Source organism: Kitasatospora sp. NPDC090308 (genome assembly GCF_044769485.1).
GTDB lineage: Bacteria > Actinomycetota > Actinomycetes > Streptomycetales > Streptomycetaceae > Kitasatospora > Kitasatospora fiedleri.
The window spans coordinates 582,828-595,652 of record NZ_JBIVXY010000001.1 but is presented as its reverse complement, the minus strand read 5'-3'; the positions used below and the strand labels follow the sequence as shown (position 1 = coordinate 595,652).

The 12,825-nt window shown below is 72.1% G+C and carries 12 protein-coding genes; 4 read left to right on the top strand and 8 right to left on the bottom strand.

Features of this window, described 5'->3' with window-relative positions; translation table 11 throughout:
* Positions 1-71: 71 nt before the first annotated feature.
* Positions 72-962, bottom strand: coding sequence for a 3-methyl-2-oxobutanoate hydroxymethyltransferase (gene panB, locus ACIQVD_RS02540; RefSeq protein WP_402285457.1), 891 nt, complete (start codon positions 960-962; stop codon positions 72-74).
* 213 nt (positions 963-1,175) lie between these two features.
* Here panB and ACIQVD_RS02535 point away from each other — a divergent pair, with 213 nt between their 5' ends.
* The 3 genes from ACIQVD_RS02535 (at position 1,176) to ACIQVD_RS02525 (ending at position 4,680) form a co-directional block, all read left to right on the top strand.
* Positions 1,176-2,792: an MFS transporter gene (locus tag ACIQVD_RS02535; RefSeq protein WP_400686860.1), complete on the top strand. Its 1,617-nt coding sequence runs from the start codon at positions 1,176-1,178 to the stop codon at positions 2,790-2,792.
* A gap of 23 nt (positions 2,793-2,815) precedes the next feature.
* Positions 2,816-3,478 carry a TetR/AcrR family transcriptional regulator gene (locus ACIQVD_RS02530; protein WP_402285454.1) on the top strand — a complete coding sequence of 221 codons (663 nt, stop codon included), beginning with the start codon at positions 2,816-2,818 and terminating at the stop codon, positions 3,476-3,478.
* 197 nt (positions 3,479-3,675) lie between these two features.
* On the top strand, positions 3,676-4,680 hold the full coding sequence (locus ACIQVD_RS02525) for an endonuclease/exonuclease/phosphatase family protein (protein WP_402285451.1): 1,005 nt from the start codon (positions 3,676-3,678) through the stop codon (positions 4,678-4,680).
* Between the two features lie 7 nt (positions 4,681-4,687).
* Here the strand turns inward: ACIQVD_RS02525 and ACIQVD_RS02520 are convergent, their stop codons facing one another.
* Both ACIQVD_RS02520 and ACIQVD_RS02515 read right to left on the bottom strand, forming a co-directional pair.
* Positions 4,688-5,479, bottom strand: coding sequence for a putative protein N(5)-glutamine methyltransferase (locus ACIQVD_RS02520; RefSeq protein ID WP_400686865.1), 792 nt, complete (start codon positions 5,477-5,479; stop codon positions 4,688-4,690).
* Between the two features lie 210 nt (positions 5,480-5,689).
* Complete coding sequence (locus tag ACIQVD_RS02515) at positions 5,690-7,435, bottom strand: NAD+ synthase (protein WP_402285449.1); 1,746 nt, start codon at positions 7,433-7,435, stop codon at positions 5,690-5,692.
* A 219-nt stretch (positions 7,436-7,654) separates the two neighbouring features.
* Here ACIQVD_RS02515 and glnA point away from each other — a divergent pair, with 219 nt between their 5' ends.
* On the top strand, positions 7,655-9,016 hold the full coding sequence (glnA, locus tag ACIQVD_RS02510; RefSeq protein WP_400686869.1) for a type I glutamate--ammonia ligase: 1,362 nt from the start codon (positions 7,655-7,657) through the stop codon (positions 9,014-9,016).
* Positions 9,017-9,128: 112 nt separating this feature from the next.
* Here glnA and ACIQVD_RS02505 read toward each other — a convergent pair whose 3' ends face one another.
* The 5 genes from ACIQVD_RS02505 to ACIQVD_RS02485 all read right to left on the bottom strand — a co-directional run bounded on the left by ACIQVD_RS02505 (position 9,129) and on the right by ACIQVD_RS02485 (position 12,813).
* Positions 9,129-9,896: a tyrosine-type recombinase/integrase gene (locus ACIQVD_RS02505; RefSeq protein WP_402285446.1), complete on the bottom strand. Its 768-nt coding sequence runs from the start codon at positions 9,894-9,896 to the stop codon at positions 9,129-9,131.
* Positions 9,851-10,342 carry a tyrosine recombinase XerC gene (gene xerC / locus ACIQVD_RS02500; protein ID WP_402285444.1) on the bottom strand — a complete coding sequence of 164 codons (492 nt, stop codon included), beginning with the start codon at positions 10,340-10,342 and terminating at the stop codon, positions 9,851-9,853. Before xerC ends, ACIQVD_RS02505 begins: the two co-directional genes overlap by 46 nt.
* A gap of 276 nt (positions 10,343-10,618) precedes the next feature.
* Positions 10,619-10,870: a helix-turn-helix transcriptional regulator gene (locus tag ACIQVD_RS02495; RefSeq protein WP_402285441.1), complete on the bottom strand. Its 252-nt coding sequence runs from the start codon at positions 10,868-10,870 to the stop codon at positions 10,619-10,621.
* 1,158 nt (positions 10,871-12,028) lie between these two features.
* Positions 12,029-12,289: a helix-turn-helix domain-containing protein gene (locus tag ACIQVD_RS02490; RefSeq protein WP_402285439.1), complete on the bottom strand. Its 261-nt coding sequence runs from the start codon at positions 12,287-12,289 to the stop codon at positions 12,029-12,031.
* Positions 12,286-12,813 carry a hypothetical protein gene (locus tag ACIQVD_RS02485; RefSeq protein ID WP_402285437.1) on the bottom strand — a complete coding sequence of 176 codons (528 nt, stop codon included), beginning with the start codon at positions 12,811-12,813 and terminating at the stop codon, positions 12,286-12,288. The genes ACIQVD_RS02490 and ACIQVD_RS02485 overlap by 4 nt, the downstream gene beginning before the upstream one ends.
* Positions 12,814-12,825: the final 12 nt, after the last annotated feature.

Genomic DNA, 12,825 nt, shown 5'->3' with positions numbered 1-12,825 from the left:
CACGACGCTGTCAGCCCGCTGTCAGGCGGGCTGACAGCGGGCTGACGGGGGGTCCCAGGGGTGCCGGGGCGCTAGTTGAAGCTGTGCTCCGGGCCGGGGAAGGCGCCCTCGCGGACGTCGGTGGCGAACTCGGCCGCGGCCTGGGCCAGCGTCGCGCGGAGGTTCGCGTACTGCTTGACGAACTTGGGGACGCGGCCGGCCGTCATGCCGGCGAAGTCGGTCCAGACCAGGACCTGCGCGTCGGTGCCGGGGCCGCCGCCGATGCCGACGGTGGGGATCGCGGAGTGCTCGGTGACCTGCGCCGCGAGCTCCGCGGGGACGGCCTCCAGGACGACGGCGAAGGCGCCGGCCTGCTGGACGGCCTTCGCGTCGCGCAGCAGCTGGTGCGCCGCCTCGTCGCCGCGGCCCTGGACGGGGTAGCCGCCGAAGGCGTGCACGGACTGCGGGGTGAGGCCGATGTGGGCCATCACCGGGACGCCCGCCTCGACGAGCAGCTCGATGCTGCGGGCGCTGCGCTCGCCGCCCTCCAGCTTGACGGCCTGGACGCCGGCCTCCTTCATCAGGCGGGCGGCGTTGTGCAGGGCCTGGGCCGGGGACTCCTGGTAGGAGCCGAAGGGCAGGTCGGCGACGATGAGGGCGCGCTTGGTGCCGCGGACCACGGCGGCGGACATCATCACCATCTGGTCCATGGTCACCGGTACGGTGGTCTCGTAGCCGAGGTGGCAGTTGCCCGCCGAGTCGCCGACCAGCAGGACCGGGATGCCGGCCTCGTCGAAGACCCCGGCGGTGAGGGCGTCGTAGGCGGTCAGCATCGCCCAGCGTTCGCCGTCGCGCTTGGCCCTGGCGAGGTCCCGGACGGTCACCCGGCGGTTGGTGACGCCGCCGTAGAGGGCGGTGCCGGCGGGAGCGGTGCCGGCGGGGGCGTCCTGCGTCTGGGCAGGCTGAAGCGGAGAAGCGTTCATCGAACAGACTCCTGGTGTGTGTCGTCTCGTGGCGCCGTACGGCGTCCCCGGATCTGGCTCCATGCTTGCACGCCGCGGGCCGTGCGCAAAGGGTCGGGGGGCCCCGGCGTGCGCGGGGGGCCGGGGACCCTTGGGGAAGTCTTTGCCTTTCCTTGGCCTCCGGAACCTCAATACGAGACGGTCTCGTATTGAAAAGGCGTCTAGGCTGTTCGTATGACCTCGCCGACCGCCGCTGTCCAGGCACCCCGGGTGCCCGAAGCAATACACCGCCGACGCTGGTGGATCCTGGGCACCCTGGTGCTCGCCCTGCTCGTCGTCGTCCTCGACAACTCGATCCTCAACGTGGCGATGAAGACCATCGCCACCCCCGCCCCGGTGGGCCTCGGCGCGAGCCAGAGCGACCTGGAATGGGCGATCAACTCCTACACGCTGGTCTTCGCGGGCCTGCTGTTCACCGCCGGCCTGCTCGGCGACCGGTTCGGCCGGAAGTGGACGCTGCTGGCCGGCATGCTGGTCTTCGGCCTCGGCTCGCTGCTCTCCGCGCTGGCCGCCAGCCCGGGCGAACTGATCGGCTACCGCGCGGTGATGGGCCTCGGCGGCGCCTTCGTGATGCCCGCCACGCTGGCCATCATCATGAACGTCTTCGAGCGGCACGAGCAGCCCAAGGCGATCGGCATCTGGGCCGGCGCGGTCGGCCTGGCCATCGCCATCGGCCCGATCACCGGCGGCCTGCTGATCGAGCACTTCTGGTGGGGCTCGGTCTTCCTGGTGAACGTCCCGATCGTGATCGTGGCGCTCGGCCTGATGGGCTGGCTGGTCCCGGACTCCAAGGACCCCAACCCCGGCAAGCTCGACCCGATCGGCGTGCTGCTCTCCATCATCGGCCTGGTGGCGCTGATCTACGGCATCATCAAGGGCGGCGAGCTGGCCGACTTCACCGACCCGAAGGCGTGGGTCCCGACCCTGATCGGCCTGCTGGCCCTGGTCGCCTTCGTGCTGTTCGAGAAGCACAGCCGGCACCCGGCGCTGGACGTCACCTGGTTCCGCAACAAGGTGTTCTCGGCCTCGATCGCCGTGGTCGGCATCGTGTTCTTCGCGCTGATGGGCGTCTCGTTCTTCGGCGTCTTCTACACCCAGAGTGTGCGCGGCTACAGCGCCCTGCAGGCCGGCGAGCTGATGCTGCCGCTGGCCGTCGCCCAGCTGGTCTTCGCGCCCCGGGCCCGCCTGGTGGTCGACCGGTTCGGCATCCGGCTGACCTGCGCCGGCGGCATGCTGCTGGTCACTCTCGGCTTCCTCGGCTACGCCTTCCTGACCGCGACCAGCCCGATCTGGCTGCTGATCGTGCTCGGCTTCGTGATGGGCGCCGGCATGGCGCACGTGATGCCGCCGGTGACGGTCGCCATCATGGGCGCGCTGCCGCGCGAGAAGGCCGGCGCCGGCTCCGCGCTGAACAACACCTTCCGCCAGGTCGGCGGCTCGCTCGGCATCGCGGTGCTCGGCGCGCTGCTCTCCACGGTCTACCGCAACGGCATGGACGACCACCTGTCCGCCGTCCCGGCCCCGGTCCGCGACCGGGCCGGCGAGTCGATCGAGTCCACCCTCGGGGTGGCCGAGCGGCTCCAGCTGCCCGCCCTGGTGGACCCGGCGAAGGACGCCTTCATCCACGCCATGCACGTGGTCTCCGGCGTCTCGGCCGGCGTCACCGTGCTGGGCGCGGTGCTGGCCCTGCTCCTGCTGCCCGGCAAGGTCGCCGGTCCCGGCGGCCCGGGCGCCCCGGCGGCCGGCCCGCAGGACCGGACCGGCTCCGGCGCGAGCACCGCCAAGGTGTGACCGCGAGGGTGGAGAATAGGGCCATGACGAGCGCCGACACTCCGCTCCAGCCGTGCCACGGCCCCGCCGGGGAGCAGGACGCTCCCCGGCGGGGCCGCCCGCGCAGCGAGGCGGCCGAGCAGGCGATCTACGGCGCCGTCGAGAAGCTGATGGAGGACGGCACCGGCCTGGCCGAGCTGTCCATCGAGCGGATCGCCGCCGAGGCGGGCGTCGGCAAGGCCACCATCTACCGGCGCTGGCCCAACAAGGAGGCCCTGCTGGTGGACGTGGTGGCCCGGCTGGAGGAGCCGCTGCCCCCGCTGCTCGGCCCGACCTACCGGGACGACCTGATCAACGCCATCGACTACATGCGCCGGCGCGGCCTGCTCAAGCGCTCCCGCTGGATCGTCAAGTCCGCGCTCGGCCAGATGAACACCTGGCCGGAGCTCAAGCACACCTACCAGGAACGGGTGGTCCGGCCGCGGCGCGAGCTGGTCCGGCAGATCGTCCGGCGCGGCGTCGAGGCGGGCGAACTCCGCTCCGACCTGGACGTCGAGCTGCTCTGCGAGCTGCTGATCGGCCCGATCCTGGTCCGCACCGTCCTGTGGGACGACGCCCCGCTGGAGGACCCGGACCTGCCCCGGCAGATGGTCGACGCCGTCCTCCAGGGCATCGGCGCCCGGCCCGCCCCGTCCCCCGTGCACTGACCCGTCCCGGCCGCCCCTCCGCCCCGCCCTTTCGCCCGTCCTTCTCCGTTTCTTCCGTCCCGTTCGGCACACCTCGGAACTTCCGGGGCGCTTCGCCGCGTCCATCCCGTCATAGGCTGAGCCGAGAATCGGATCGGAGCAGGTCAGGGACGGGGTCGGCGGGAGAGCCGGCCGGGTGCGGCGGCGAGGAGCGGACGATGGTGCGGGCGGACGGCCCGGCGGTGGCGGCGGTGCGGGACGGACGGGGCGGGGCCCGGCGGGAGAGGCTGCGCCGCTGGTTCGACCGGCGCCGGGGGTGGCCGCTCACCGTGCTCGGCCTGCTGGTCACCGGGCTGCTGGTGGGCCACGCCCAGGTGCCCAACGCGGTCGGCAACACGGGCAGCCTGCTGGAGACCTTCCTGCCCTGGCTGGGGCTGGCCGTCCCGGTGCTGCTGGCGCTCGCGCTGTGGCGGCGGGCCGGGGTGGCGCTGGTGGCCGCGCTGCTGCCCGGCGCCGTGTGGCTGAACCTGTTCGGCGCGCTGCTGGTCGACAAGAGCAGCGGGCCGGGCGACTTCACCGTGCTCACCCACAACGTGGCCGCCGCCAACGACGACCCGCAGGGCACCATCCGGATGCTCACCGGCTCCGGCGCCGAGATCGTCGCGCTGGAGGAGCTGTCCGCCTCCGCCGCCCCGGTCTACGCCGCCGGGCTGGCCGGGGCCTTCCCGTACCACGTGGTGGAGGGCACCGTCGGGCTGTGGTCCAGCTACCCGATCGACGGCGTCGCCGTGGTCGACATCAAGATGGGCTGGACCAGGGCCTTCCGGGCCCGGGTCAGCACCCCCGAGGGCCCGCTCGCGGTGTACGTCGCCCACCTGCCCTCGGTGCGGGTCAAGTTCGACAGCGGCTTCACGGCCGGCCGGCGCGACGTCAGCGCCCAGGCCCTCGGGGACGCGATCGAGCACGAGCAGCTGGACAAGGTGCTGCTGCTCGGCGACCTGAACGGCACCATGAACGACCGCAGCCTGGCCCCGATCACCTCGCAGATGCGCTCCGCCCAGGGCGCGGCCGGCGACGGCTTCGGCTTCTCCTGGCCGGCCTCCTTCCCGCTGGCCCGGATCGACCAGATCCTCAGCAAGGGCGGCCTGGTCCCCACCGACTCGCGCACCCTCCCGGCCGACGCCAGCGACCACCTCGCGGTGGCCGCCGACTACCGGTACTAGGGCCGCGTCAGCTCCTGACGCCGACCACCACGGTGGCGTCCCGCTCGCCGTCCTGCTCGATCCGGGCCGCCAGGCCGTGCCCGGTCAGCAGCGCGGCGGTGGCCGGGGCCTGGCGGGCGCTGGTCTCGATCAGCAGGTGGCCGCCGGGGGCCAGCCAGCGGGGCGCGGCCGCGGCGACCCGGCGCTGGACGGCCAGGCCGTCGGTGCCGCCGTCCAGCGCCACCGCGGGCTCGTGGTCGCGGGCCTCGGGCGGCAGCAGCGGGATCTCGCCGGTCGGCACGTACGGGGCGTTGGCCAGCAGCAGGTCGACCCGGCCGCGCAGGGCGGGCGGCAGCGGCTCGTCCAGGTCGCCCAGGTGGACCAGGCCGCCGTACGGGGCCAGGTTGCGGCGGGCGCAGGCCACCGCGGCCGGGTCGACGTCCGCGGCGTGCAGTTCGACGCCGGGGCCGAGCCGGGCGGCCAGGGCCGCGCCGATCGCGCCCGAGCCGCAGCACAGGTCGAGCAGCACCGCGCCGGGGCGGCCCAGCGCGGCGGCCCGCTCGACCAGGAACTCGCTGCGCCGGCGCGGCACGAACACCCCGGGGGCGAGCGCCACGCGCAGGCCGGCGAACTCGGCGAAGCCCACCACCTGCTCCAACGGGTGTCCGGCGCACCGGAGTTCGAGCATCCGGTCGAGCTGTCCGGGGTCGGGGGCGGCGGCCAGCAGCAGCCGGGCCTCGTCCTCGGCGAAGACGCACCCGGCCGCGCGCAGCCGGTCGGTGACGAGGGTGTGGGTGACGAGGGTGCGGGGGAGTGACACGGGGACCTCTCGAAGAGCCTGGCGGGCTCCCCGTCCGGTCAGGCCGCGACCCGGCGGCGGGGGAGCACCTCGACGACCTGCACGGTGATGTCTCCCACCTCCTCGGTCCGGGCGCGCCGGGCGTGATCAGGCGCGCACTGCGGCGCTCACCCTAACCCCTCGCGCCCCCGCTGTCAGCCCGCCCCCGCCCGGCCCGGCCCGGCGCCCCGCTCAGCCCTGCCGCCAGCGGTTGGTGATGGGCAGCCGGCGGTCGCGGCCGAAGTTCTTCGGCGAGACCTTCGGGCCCGGCGGGTACTGCCGGCGCTTGTACTCGGCGGTGTCGACCAGCCGCACCACCCGGTCCACCACCTCGGCCGGGAAGCCGGCCGCGACGATCGCGTCCCGGCCCTCGTCGCCCTCCACGTACCGGGTCAGGACGGCGTCCAGCAGGTCGTAGTCGGGCAGCGAGTCGGTGTCCACCTGGTCGGGGCGCAGTTCGGCGGACGGCGGCTTGGAGATGGTGTTCTCCGGGATCGGCGGCACCTCGCCGCGCGCCTCGGCCGCCGCGTTGCGCCAGCGCGCCAGCCGGAAGATCAGCGTCTTGTAGACGTCCTTGATCGGCCCGTACGCGCCCACCGAGTCGCCGTACAGCGTCGAGTAGCCGACCGCCAGCTCGCTCTTGTTGCCCGGCGCCAGGACGAGCTGCCCCTCCTGGTTGGAGATCGCCATCAGCAGCGTGCCGCGCAGCCGGGACTGCAGGTTCTCCTCGGCCAGCCCGGTCAGCTCGGTGGCGCCCAGGTACGCGTCGAACATCGGCGCGATCGAGACCGTGCGGAAGTGCAGGCCGGTGCGGCGGGCCAGCTCTGCGGCGTCGTCCCGGGAGTGCTGCGAGGAGTAGCGCGAGGGCATCGAGACGCCGTACACGTTCTCCGCGCCGATCGCGTCCACCGCGATCGCCGCCACCAGCGCCGAGTCGATGCCGCCGGACAGGCCGATCAGCACCGAGCGCGCGCCGTTCTTGCGGACGTACGCCCGGGTGCCCTCGACCAGGGCCGCGTACACCTCGGCCTCGTCGTCCAGCCGCTCGCCGACCCCCGGCGCGACCGGCTCGGCGGGCCGCTCCTTCGGCGCGCCGCCCAGGTCGACCCTGGTCAGCCGGAGGCCGTCGGCCAGCACCGTGCCGTCCGGCAGGCCGCCCTCGGCCGCGGCCGGCAGGTCGAGGTCGACGACCAGCAGCGCCTCCTCGAACTGCGGGCCGCGGGCCAGCAGCTCGCCGCCCTCGGTGACGACCATCGACTCGCCGTCGAAGACCAGCTCGTCCTGCGCGCCGACCATGTTCAGGTACACCAGCGGGCAGCCCGCCTCGGCGGCCCGGCGCCGGACCAGCTCCAGCCGGACGTCGTCCTTGTCGCGCTCGTACGGCGAGCCGTTGATCGACAGCAGCAGGCCCGCGCCGGCCTGGCCGGTGGCCGCGACCCGGCCGCCCTCCTGCCAGATGTCCTCGCAGATCGCCAGCGCGACGTCCACGCCGTGCAGCCGCAGCACCGTCAGCTGGTCGCCCGGCACGAAGTACCGGTACTCGTCGAACACGCCGTAGTTCGGCAGGAAGTGCTTGGCGAACCTGGTCACCACCGCGCCGTCGCGCAGCACCGCCGCGCAGTTCTGCGGCTTGCCCGCGTACCGGGTGCCCGGCTCGCCGCGGCCCAGGTAGCCGACCACCACCGGGGTGTCGCCCAGGCCCTCGGCCCGGAGCTTGGCCGCCAGGTCCACCAGGGCGGCGCGGGAGCCCTCCACGAAGGAGCCGCGGAAGGCCAGGTCCTCCACCGGGTACCCGGTCAGCACCATCTCCGGGAAGGCGATCAGGTCGGCGCCGGACTCGGCGGCCCGCTTCGACCAGCGCAGCACCTCCTCGCTGTTGCGGGCGAGGTCACCGACCCAGGGGTCGATCTGGCACAGGGCGAGACGCAGATTCGGCATGCCCCCGAGTGTAATCGTCTAACTGACGTTATGTCGCGGGGGGACCCCCTCCGGCACGGCGGACGCCGCCGTTCCCGTCCGGATCCTCCCGGGGTCGGCAAGTCGGCGAAGATCCGCCATGATGGGGGGCGACGCGGTCCGTGCGAGGTCCTCGCCGGTCCGGGCCGCCGGTGCGGGCGGCGTAACACGGGCGTAAAGAGCAGAGGTGAGACTGTCCCCATGGGCAAGCAGCAGGAGTTCGTGCTTCGCACGCTCGAAGAGCGTGACATCCGGTTCGTCCGGCTGTGGTTCACCGACGTGCTCGGGTTCCTCAAGTCGGTGGCGGTGGCCCCGGCGGAACTGGAACAGGCCTTCGACGAGGGCATCGGCTTCGACGGCTCGGCGATCGAGGGCTTCGCCCGCGTCTACGAGTCCGACATGATCGCCAAGCCGGACCCGACCACCTTCCAGATACTGCCGTGGCGCTCCGAGAACCCCGGCACCGCCCGGATGTTCTGCGACATCCTGATGCCCGACGGCTCCCCCTCCTACGCGGACCCGCGCTACGTCCTCAAGCGCACCCTGGAGAAGGCCTCCAACCTCGGCTTCACCTTCTACACCCACCCCGAGATCGAGTTCTTCCTCCTCAAGGACCTCCCCGGCGACGGCACCCCGCCGACCCCCGCCGACCAGTCCGGCTACTTCGACCACACCCCGCGCGGCATCGGCCACGACTTCCGCCGCCAGGCCATCACCATGCTCGAATCCATGGGCATCTCGGTCGAGTTCAGCCACCACGAGGGCGCCCCCGGCCAGCAGGAGATCGACCTGCGCTACGCCGACGCGCTCTCCACCGCCGACAACATCATGACCTTCCGCCTGGTCATGAAGGAGGTCGCCCTCGAACAGGGCGTCCACGCCAGCTTCATGCCCAAGCCGTTCTCCAACCACCCCGGCTCCGGCATGCACACCCACGTCTCCCTCTTCGAGGGCGACCGCAACGCCTTCCACGAGTCCGGCGCCGAGTACCAGCTCTCCAAGGTCGGCCGCTCCTTCATCGCCGGCCTGCTCAAGTACGCCGCCGAGACCGCCGCCGTCACCAACCAGTGGGTCAACTCCTACAAGCGCATCTGGGGCGGCTCCCAGCGCACCGCCGGCGCCGGCGGCGAGGCCCCCTCCTACATCTGCTGGGGCCACAACAACCGCTCCGCCCTGATCCGCGTCCCCATGTACAAGCCCGGCAAGCAGGGCTCCACCCGCATCGAGGTCCGCTCCCTCGACACCGGCTGCAACCCCTACCTCGCCTACGCCGTCACCCTCGCCGCCGGCCTCAAGGGCATCGAGGACAACCTCGAACTCCCCCCCGGCGCCGACGACGACGTCTGGGCCCTCACCGACGCCGAACGCCGCGCCCTCGGCATCCAGCCCATGCCCCAGAACCTCGGCGAGGCCATCGACCTCATGCAGCGCAGCGAACTCGTCGCCGAGACCCTGGGCGAGCACGTCTTCGACTTCTTCCTGCGCAACAAGCGCCAGGAGTGGGAGGAGTACCGCTCCGAGGTCACGCCGTTCGAGCTGCGCAAGGTGCTCCAGGTGCTGTAATCCCTGTTCAGCGGCCTGAACTCGGACACGAGAGAGGCCCCGCCCCGGGTGCGGATTCGCACCGGGACGGGGCCTCTCTTCCTTCCTGGGCCGCCTGTGGGCCGTCAGCTCGTCAGACCGGGGGCACCGCGGGCACTTCCCACGGCTCGGGCCGCGACCGCGCCAGCACCACGCGGCTCAGCACGAAGTGCTCCCGCTCGGCCGGGCCGTACCGGTCGCTCAAGTCCTCGGCGCTCAGCACCTCCAGCCCCTGCTGTTCGCAGTGCATCGCGAGCCACTGCCGGGCGAACCACGACGCCGCGCTCTGCTCGGGCGCCGGGCTGATCTCGACCCGGCCGAACACCGGCCCGCCGACCGACTCCTGGACACCGACCACCCACCGGTCGCCGTACCGGCCGCCGTGCAGGTGCACGACCGCGATCCCGTCGCGGAACAGCTCCTCCGGGAAGTCGAGCGTGCTGGCCGCCACCTGCTGGAGTAGCAGGCCTGCGTACAGCCCCAGCAGATCGGGCTGGAACGCCTGGTCGAGCAGACCGCGCGAACGGTCGGCGGCCTCCTTGATCAGGTGGGTGTAGACGCGCAGCGTGAAGCCCGGGTCGCTGTGGCCGAGGTAGCTGCTCAACGCCTTCGGGTTCTCGCCGTGGTGCAGCAGCACCGACGCGAAGTAGTGCCGCAGCGCGTGCATGCCGTGCTCGCGTGCCGCCACCGCCCGCTTGCCGGGCGCCGGCGCGGGGATGACGCCCGCCGCCACCAACGCGGGCTTCCACGCGTAGGTGTTGAAGTCGCTGCGACGGATTGGTCCGCCGTCCTCCCTGGTGAACGCCAGCAGCTTCGTCACCGCGTGCCCGTCGGGCCGCACCCACGGCAGGGTGACCGCCACGGGCGGGTACTCCTCCAGGTGGCGTGCACCCAGCCGGTGGCGAAGTCGATGTCGTCGACCGGTAAGCCGACAATCTCCCCCTGCCGCAGAGCGCACCCGCCGCCTACGCCCACCGTCGCCCGGTACCGCCCCGGCAGGCCGCCACGGACTGCGTTCACCCGCTCCTCCGTCCAGGGGCGGCCCCGGCCCCAGGTAGCGCTGGGCTTGGTGACGGAGCGGGAGCGGCACGGGTTCGTCGTCAGGAGCCGGTCCTCGACGGCGGCGGTGAAGATGACGTGCCGGTAGGAGGACGCCGGGAGAGCCTTTTCCAGCGTGGCCAGCCACTCGCGGATGTGCGAGGACTGGAAGGAGTCCATCGGGCGCGGCCCCAGGTACGGGATCGCATGCAGGGTGATCTGACTTCGCACCGACGCCTGGGTGGTGCCACTGGTGAGCTGGTTCTCCAACCACCGTTCGGCGTACTGGCGAAAGGTGGTCCGGGCTGCCTTCGGGTCGATGTACTGCCCCCCGGGACATGTCCTTCTCGATCTCGGCCCGCCAGTTCTCCGCCCGGCGCTTCTGGCGGTCAGGGAAGCTCTTTGACTTCTCGGTGCCGTCCGGGCCGACGTACCGGGCCTGGTAGCGCATGCAGCTGCCGCGCTGGTCGGACTTGACCCGGCGGGGCTTGCCGTCGGGGCCGGACTCGGACTTGAACCAGCGGTCCTGAATGCGTCCAGCCATGGTCAGGCTGTCTCTCCGGTCTGGTCGGCCACCCACTGGGCAACCGCGTTGGGGTCGTAGCACAGGTGCCGGCCGACGCGAAACCCGGACGGGCCGGTGCGCTTGCGGCGCCACTGGTGGACGGTCTCCAGCGGTAGGCCGAACAGCACGGCGACGTCCTCCGGGCCGAGGTAGCGCGACGGCAGAGCAGGCGGCATGACCGACGAAGCCGGGTGGAGCGGTCGGGCGACGCTGGGCCGCTGACGACTGGTCATGGGGTTGATCTCCTTCAAGGTGAGGCGAGGGCAGCCGCCTGTCTGGCGGATTGGGGGCCGCTCTTGCTTGCTATGGGTGATGGCGGGGTGGGTGTCAGAGGTGTCAGGGACCCTTCGGCAGGAGCTGGGAGGGGCGGTCTCGGTGGGGCGGCAGAGGTGTCAGAAGGAGTGTCAGGCGCGTCTGACAGGGGTCGCGCGCACGCGTTACCCAAGGATTCGGGTGTCAGGTGTCAGAGGGCGTCTGACGCGTCAGACGGTGGGCTCCCGCTTTGCCGGGTGGCGACTTTCCGCGACGGTGGTAACGGTTGGTGCTGGCCGGGTTCGAGTGGTGGCGGTGGTGGTGAGGTGGGGGTGCGGGTGGCGGTCGGTCGGGGTGAAGAGGCCAACCGCTCCCCTCAGGGCGGGGGGTGACCTCTTCTGCGGGCCTGTCACTTGTCGCCTCGCAGGTCGAGAGGGGGACGGGGGCCGTGCGACAGGTGGATGACGTCCCCTTTGCGGGGTGGCGACAGGACAGGGGCGGGTCGTGTGCCGGGCGGGGTGGTGGTGCCTGTCATCCGGCCTGTCTGTCACTTGTCACCTGTCACCCTGTCTGTCACCTGTAATCCGCAGGTCACAGCGGGGGTCTCAGGCTCCGGACGGCCCAGGCACCCCCTCTTCAGAGGTGGGGTGAAAGGTGACAGACGGAGGGCTTGGGACAGCAAGAGGAGCACGGGGGTGCCCTGGTACTCCTCTTGCTGTTCGGGGAGCGGCAGCTGCTCTGGCGCGGCGGGCGCTGGGGGTGCCGGAAGGGGCTGTGTAGCCGTTTTCGGGGGTTCGCCGGTGGGGCTCACTAGCCGCTGGGCCGCTGATCAGGGGCTATTTGGGTCGCTAGCGGGGTCGCTAGATCCAGCGAGGATTCCGGGGCCTTGCCGGGGCATGGTGGGGATCGGGTGCGGCGGTCGGGTGGTTCGGGCCGTGTTCACGGGCGCTCGCCGAACCTGTGCTGCCCGCCCTTTTTCGGGCAGAGGATGAGCGGGCCGTGAACGTCCGTGAACGCGGGGAGCGTGCCGACCGTGCATCGGCCAAGTGGCGCACGGGCGGCATCCGCTTCAATGGCACCCCAGGCCGCTTCAACCACGCTGCGGTGAGCGCCCGGTGAGCGGCCGTAAACGCCGGGCGTCAGCCCGTGAGCGCGGCCAGAGGGACGAGGATGTTCTGGGCCTTGGGGTAGGCCCGGAAGTCCTCGGGTGGGATGCGGATGGTGCCGCGTCCGGTGCCGACCCGGTAGGACGGCAGGCGGCCGGAGGCGACCTCGCGGTAGGCGGTCTCGTTCGAGATCCCCAGCGCGCGGGCCACGTCCTTCACCCGCAGCGGCTCCACCGAGCCGTGCCCGGCCAACTCCGCCAGAAGCTGCGCGGGTGACAGAAGCTGGGTGCTCACGAGCGCATCCCTCCCAGCCCGATGTGGGCCTCGGTGTAGGCGGGGGCGGGCGCAACGGTGAGGGGCTGGGGGGAGGTAACGCCGAACGTGTGGGTGATGATCGGGCCGAGCCGCAGCACGAAGGGCAGTAGGTTGGAGGCCCGGCGGCCGGCGTAGATGTCCATGGCCATCTCGGCGAAGCCGTCCGCCGTGACGAGGTCGGTGTCGGTCAGCGCGAACCACAGGCGGACCCTGACGTACTCCTCCGCGTCAACCGAGTCCAGCTCCTCCGTCATCAGGATCGGACCGGGCGAGAACAGCAGCCGCCCCAGGATCTCCGCGAAGCTCAGGTTCACCGTGAGCTGGACGGCCACACGCAGGGCCGTCTCCGTCTCGTCCGACTCACCCAGCACGTCAACGAACTGACGGACCGGACCGGTGGTCAGTGGAGCGATGGCAAGCGTTCCGTGCATGATGGAACTCCCTTCACGGGGCGGGGAGCGACGGTCTTTCTTGGCGGATTGGGCGTCGCTCCCCAGCAGCATGGTTAGGTGGCT